Here is a 6,487-nt window from a genome sequence, read left to right as displayed (position 1 = left end):
CCCTCTGACTATGCTAAACCATGGTATGGTCAATTAATGGCTGGTCCACAGATGATTGCCTATATGATTCAAGTAAACTATTGGTTAGAAAAATATCATATTGATATTTTGTAGTAAGAACGCAAAACTCTTTACACGTTTCATAGCTTCTTAGTGAACGTACTATGACACGAAACACGCTACACACCTAAGTACTTCTAAGTGTGTACGATTTAGGGATTCAAATGGTACGGAACCGCCATCGATTCGGCATCCTGCCTCAGCTCAGGCTTGCCAGGCATCCGTGCCTGGCATTCCTAGACTATTCTGTACACACTAAGAAGTACTATAGATGTTTCGCTATTGTTTCTTAGTCATAGTACGTTCGCTAAGAAGCAGATTTACTATATTCTGAGTTTTGCTTTGCTACATTATAAAACAAGTACAAACAAGTACAAAAGAGGGTATCTATGACGTAATATTCGCCATAGATACCCCTTTCTTCTAATGATTTATGATTTAATAACTCTATAACCGTTTCTCGAAATTACCAGCAATAGATAAATCCTCTTGAATTACTACGAAGGCCTTTTCATCAATTTCTTTGATTCTCTTCACTAATCTTCCAACCTCGTACTTCGATACCGCTGTATATATAATGTTTGTCTCTTCTCCTGTGAAAGCACCTTCCCCCTTCCAGCAAGTTGCTCCTCTTACAAGTTCACTTGTTATGATAGAACGTATCTCTGGGGATTTTGTGAAGATTAAAGCTGTTGTTTTAATATTCTGGTAATGAAATTTATCGATTACAATCGATAATACAGCCACAAATATAATTGAATAGATTACAATACTAATATCAAATAATAGCGCACATACGCCAAATACAAAGATGTTAATGATAATTGAAATCTTGCCAACACTAAAATCATCATATTTCTTAGCAAAATATACACCTAATATATCAGGTCCACCACCCGAACCCCCAGCGCGAAGAGTGAGACCAACCCCAAAACCTCCAATTAGTCCACCAATTAAACAAGCACCAATTATATCAGTAATAATAGGTTCGGCTGGAGCAGTAACTATAAGCAAGAAGATTGATTGAAATGTTACACAAACAATAGACTTTACGAAAAAATCCTTGCCTAGATGACGATATGCTAAAATGAACAATGGTATGTTCAATATATAGTAAATCGCGCCTGCTATATCAAAATTACCAAAATCCATTCCTAAATAATCGACTAATAAAGTACGAATTATTTGCCCAATTCCTATAAAGCCACCTGTATACAATCCTAGTGGCACTATGAATAAATTAATACCAATTGTAAGTAACGCAGTACCACTAATTGCTAGAAGGTAGCTTATTATAATATCTTTCTTTCTTTTTTTCTCCTTAACCATTTTGTTTTGTTCTTGGTTTTCTTTTTGTTTCAAAGTTTTAACCATTCTTAAGTTCCTCCTACTAATGCACCTTCTGCATTATAATATCTATAAATTAATATAACCAGTTCCAATAAAAGTATGTAACGCCTAAATACGTTAACATGAAAAAGGCCAAAAAAAACTCAAACCGTTGAATGCTTATGAGGAATAATTCGTCGTTTGCATTCAATAGTTTGAGATTAATTCTAAATACCCTTTAACATATTAATAATCGGTGTAGACATTCCTAACTGTTTATAGGACTGATAGATTGCGTCTTCTTGTTCACTATCTTGTTTTTCTTCACTACCAAACATTATTTCAATCATTTTAAGATAATCATTCATTGAAAAAATCTCATTTAGCTTATCTTCTAATTCTTCCGTAGTTGATATACTCTTGTTTATCTCAACATCATCCGAAGAATTTGATCTATTAACTACTGAAGTTGTAGGTAAAGTAGTAGTATTCGTTGACACATTTGATGCAGTCTTGTTTGTTACCATTACATTTGATGCATCTAAATTCTGTTCATAATATTGCATTACTTTAACTACATAATTCTGTGTTTCTTTAAACGGTGGGATTCCACCATATTTTCTTACGTTACCACTTCCTGCGTTATATGCTGCTAAAGCTAATTTCGTATCCCCATTATATTGATCTAATAACTTAGAAATATACTTCGCGCCACCCATAATATTTTGTTCTGCGTCGAAGGCGTTAGTAACACCAAGTTCTTTAGCTGTTGCAGGCATAAGTTGCATAACACCCATTGCTCCACTCTTTGATACAGCATCAGCATTAAAGTTAGATTCCTGCTTCGCAATTGCTTTTAGCAAATCAACACTAACATCATATTTATCTGCTGCCTTTTCAAATATCTCTTCTAATGATACTTCTTTGTTTTGATTCAAATAGCTATCAAAAGATGTAGATGAAGTTTTCTTTGTATTCGTTGTTCTACTAGTCTGTAGAACTTGAGTTGAATTTGAGACATTATTAACCTGCATTTGTACCTCCGATTATTTCGTTCTCTAAAGTAAACATAGTTAGATTAATTATAACAAGTGTACAATTACAATGCAAGATGGAATATGTCGAATTACGTAAGATTTATTCTTTCTTCTTGTGGATTTATAACCCAAACTGCTGATAATACTGCTTCAGGGTCATATTTTTTCATTATTTGACTTGCTATAGTAAATTCTTCTCCCATTAGTAAAGCCTTGTTTACCTCTCCAATGATCTTATGTGTAATACCTTCCCTTGTAATAACCGTAATATCAACATTCTTATGATATGCCATACAATACAGTATCTCTTGCTTAACAGGTTCACATCTTGAACAATCATAATAAGCGATTCTGCCCTCTCGGTTAATATGCATGGATTGGTACTTTATTGTATGAGGAATTCCGTCTTCATTGTATGTTGTTACTGTTTTGGTAACATCATCACGATTCATAACTTTTCTTAGTTCTTCCGAAACCTTAATATACATGTATGAATAATCCTCCTAGGCAAGATTCCAGCTATTTTGACAATTTTCTTCCTATAGCAAGCAAAATAGCATGTTATAATTAACATATTTTGTTAATATGATAGCATACTATTTGTCATTTTGCACTAGTTATTTTATTTATTCAAATTATTTTTAGCACATTTGTAGCTTACTAATCAGGTACCGCAGGTAAATGGATTTCAAAAGTTGTACCTTCACCTAATTTACTATACACTTTAATTGATCCATTATGTCTCTCAATGATAGCTTTGGTTATTGACAAGCCAATTCCTATACCTCCAGTTTTGGAATTTCTAGACTTGTCAACCCGATAGAAGCGTTCGAATATACTTCCAAGATCTTCTTTTGATATTCCTTGACCATAATCTCTCACCCTAATAACAACTTCTTTTCCCATTACTAACTCATAATATATCTCAATCTTACTACCTTGTGTAGAATAGGTAATAGCATTATCAACTAAATTAAACATGCATTGTTTTATTCTTTGAACATCCCCATATATAGTAGCATCTTCAGGCACGTGTAATTGAATGGTTATGTTCTTATTATTGGTTGTTTTCTCTAACTCATCACCCAGTCTACAACACAAATCGTAAAAATTAAATTTAGTCATATATATTGTTTCGTAAGTGCTCTCTAGAAGATATAATTCCTGCAATTGATTCACCAAATTAGCTAATCGTAGGATTTCTGTATGACATTTTGAAAGTCTTTCTTTCGTTGGCTCCCATAGCCCATCTAGCATAGCTTCTACATTGCCTTGAAGGTTGCAAAGTGGTGTTCTTAATTCATGTGCAACATCGGTACACATCTGCTTCTTTTGTATCTCCTCTTTCTCAAGTTCCAATGACATCTCATTGACAGAACAAATCAGGTCCTGTAATTCTTTCGTTCTTGTCCTTGTCTTAGCCTGCACTCCATACTCACCATTAGCAATTCTCTTGGCTATTCCAACAACACTAGTAATTGGATTACTAATACGATTTGCTATTATAATTGAAATAATAATAGCAATCAGAAGAAAGATTATACCAATCAATAAGATAGCATGGTTTATACTATTTTCCATATCTGCTACATTTTCTATTTTCTGTCTGACCTGTTTATTATGGATACTTTCATCATATTTGCGGAATTTTGTAGTGACCAATCTATTAAATGCAAGGGATAATAAAATGACAATTATCATTGTTGTAATTGAATATAGTATGATCATTCTATTTCTCAGTGTCTTCATATTTGCAAATGCGCTCCTTTCCAATAATAAACAATCTCCATTTACGTCTTCATAAAACGATATCCTACCCCATGTACTGTAGTGATATATCTTGGTTTCTTTCTGTCTGGTTCAATCTTTTGCCGTAGCCCCTTAATATACGTATCGATACTACGGTCATAACCGTCAAATTCTCCTTCTAATGCGTAAGTAATAAGTTGCTCTCTAGAAAATACACGATTTGGTGAAGCCGCTAGAGTTTCAAAAATCTTATATTCTGTAGGTGTTAAATGTACAATATTTCCTTGAACCATAACGAGTTTATTATCAAGATCATAGGATAGATAGTCATCTTGTACACGCATGGTTGATGCATCTATGCTATATCTTCTAAGTACAGCCTCAATTCTAGCCATTACATTCCTTGGACTAAATGGTTTGCCAATGTAATCATCAGCCCCGATAGATAACCCATATACCATACTTCTCTCATCCGTTTTTCCTGTAACCATAATAACCGGTATATTATAATCTTTTCTAATTTCCTTACACAATTCCTCACCCTCAATATCTGGTAACATTAAATCCAGTATAACGAGATGAATCTTTTGATTTTTCAGGATTTCCATTGCATTCTTTCCATCACCAGCTTCGAAAACCTTATATCCGCTATTCTCTATATAAACACGTAGTAGTTCTCTTATCTTATCTTCATCGTCTATAATTAAAATATTTTGCTTATCCAACCTTTACACCTTCCTAAATTGATTTGCCTAATATCTGTCTTCTTTAGTATTAACGAAAAAAAAATCACAATACATAAGATTTTTTTCTCATGTATTGTGATTTCATGGCTACTATATTAAACAACTCTACGAATTGATTTAATTGATCTATAATTTGCATTTGATATAATAATACCAGTTCTTGGTGAACTTGCATGGATTATTTTTCCGCCTCCAATATAGATACCAATATGACCGGAATATGCTACTAAGTCGCCTGGCTGAGCAGCCGATATACTTGAAACTCTTCTTCCTACTGTTGCTTGTGCGCCTGAAGTTCTTGGTAATGAGATTCCAAAGTTTTTGAATACACTCATTACAAAACCAGAACAGTCAGCTCCATTCGTTAAACTTGTACCACCGTAGACATAAGGATTACCCTTAAATTGAACTGCATAATTAGCGATTCGTTGTCCAAGTGATTTGTTCCCAGCTGGTGTACTAGTAGAGCTTGATGCTTGTGAAGAAGAGCTGGCAGAAGATGACGAACTATTTGATGTACTATTACTACTATTATTATTTCTATTAGTAGTACTGCTATTACCACTTGTATGTGTCGTGTTGTTATTAGAAGCAGCTTGTTGCTGTGCTAATAATTCTTGACGTCTTGCTTCTTCTTGTCGTCTTTCTTCTTCTTCTCTTTCCAATCTTGCACGTTCTTCTTCGATGGATTCTGCTTGCTCATTTTCTGTATACAACTCTACATAATCCTTAGAAACATAACCTGAATAATCATCCGTTTTGATTTTTACCCAATTTTTAGTTTCTTTCTTAACAGGTAACACTTCTTCTTCACCTACTAATGTAAGAACCGTTGCGTCTGTCTTTGCTTTCTCTCTTACCTTTAACGTTGTTGTTGTAACAATTGCTAAACGATCTCCAACTTCATCAGCTTTTTTCTGTGCTTCATCTCCAGTTAATACGTAATCTCCCTTAACATATCCTGTTACAGTTCCAGAAGTGATTTTGTACCAACCATTTTTTTCTTTAATAATTGTACCTACACCGTTATTATATAGCTTACCTACAACCTTACTATCTTCACTAGCTTTTTTTCTAATGTTTAAGTAGTTATCTACTTGTGCAATAACAATTTCTGTTTTTTCTTCTTCCGCTTGTCTGGCTTCTGCTTCTCTCTTTGCTATTTCTTCATCTGCTTCTTGCTCTAATTTCAAAGCTTCTTCTACTAATGCAGCACTATTAAAGCTAAGGCTAATATCATGTACGTTGTAATTATCTTCAAATAATTTCTCTATGTCTTCTGTACTATAGTTGTAACTGGCTACGGTGTTGTTCATTATATTGCTAGCTTTCACTACGTTTGGGAATGCTGTAGTTTCTAATAATAGAACTCCCATCGCTGACATAACTAACACTTTTTTTTGTAACACTTTCATTTTAAAAAACTTTCTCCTTCCATTTTTCGGACATTTTATCCTAAGCATAAATCGGTCTTGTTTTAATTATTACAATTCTGTTACATTGTATTACGAAAATGTGTAGATTTTATGGTGATTTGTAATTTTCTTTTGCAGAAATGTTAAATTT

General features: G+C 33.6%; 7 protein-coding genes. 1 reads left to right on the top strand and 6 read right to left on the bottom strand.

What is annotated here, in order from left to right:
* A partial coding sequence (locus ACW2QF_RS06025) for a hypothetical protein (RefSeq protein WP_455715101.1) occupies positions 1-114 on the top strand: 114 nt, incomplete at its 5' end.
* A 393-nt stretch (positions 115-507) separates the two neighbouring features.
* On the opposite strand, the gene ACW2QF_RS06020 is transcribed toward ACW2QF_RS06025, so the two are convergent.
* The 6 genes from ACW2QF_RS06020 to ACW2QF_RS05995 form a co-directional block, all read right to left on the bottom strand.
* Positions 508-1,434, bottom strand: coding sequence for a YitT family protein (locus ACW2QF_RS06020; RefSeq protein ID WP_455715090.1), 927 nt, complete (start codon positions 1,432-1,434; stop codon positions 508-510).
* A gap of 182 nt (positions 1,435-1,616) precedes the next feature.
* Complete coding sequence (locus ACW2QF_RS06015) at positions 1,617-2,423, bottom strand: lytic transglycosylase domain-containing protein (RefSeq protein ID WP_455715089.1); 807 nt, start codon at positions 2,421-2,423, stop codon at positions 1,617-1,619.
* Between the two features lie 92 nt (positions 2,424-2,515).
* A complete protein-coding gene (locus ACW2QF_RS06010) occupies positions 2,516-2,914 on the bottom strand; it encodes a hypothetical protein (protein WP_455715088.1) in 399 nt (132 codons plus the stop codon).
* A 172-nt stretch (positions 2,915-3,086) separates the two neighbouring features.
* On the bottom strand, positions 3,087-4,175 hold the full coding sequence (locus ACW2QF_RS06005; protein ID WP_455715087.1) for a sensor histidine kinase: 1,089 nt from the start codon (positions 4,173-4,175) through the stop codon (positions 3,087-3,089).
* Between the two features lie 41 nt (positions 4,176-4,216).
* Entirely contained in the window at positions 4,217-4,900 is a 684-nt protein-coding gene (locus tag ACW2QF_RS06000; RefSeq protein WP_455715086.1) for a response regulator transcription factor, read from the bottom strand.
* 116 nt (positions 4,901-5,016) lie between these two features.
* Entirely contained in the window at positions 5,017-6,336 is a 1,320-nt protein-coding gene (locus tag ACW2QF_RS05995) for a C40 family peptidase (protein WP_455715085.1), read from the bottom strand.
* Positions 6,337-6,487 lie beyond the last annotated feature (151 nt).

The sequence above is a fragment of the Anaerosporobacter sp. genome, assembly GCF_965301125.1.
The sequence above is the reverse complement of the archived record's forward strand: the minus strand, read 5'-3'. Positions and strand labels throughout refer to the sequence as shown.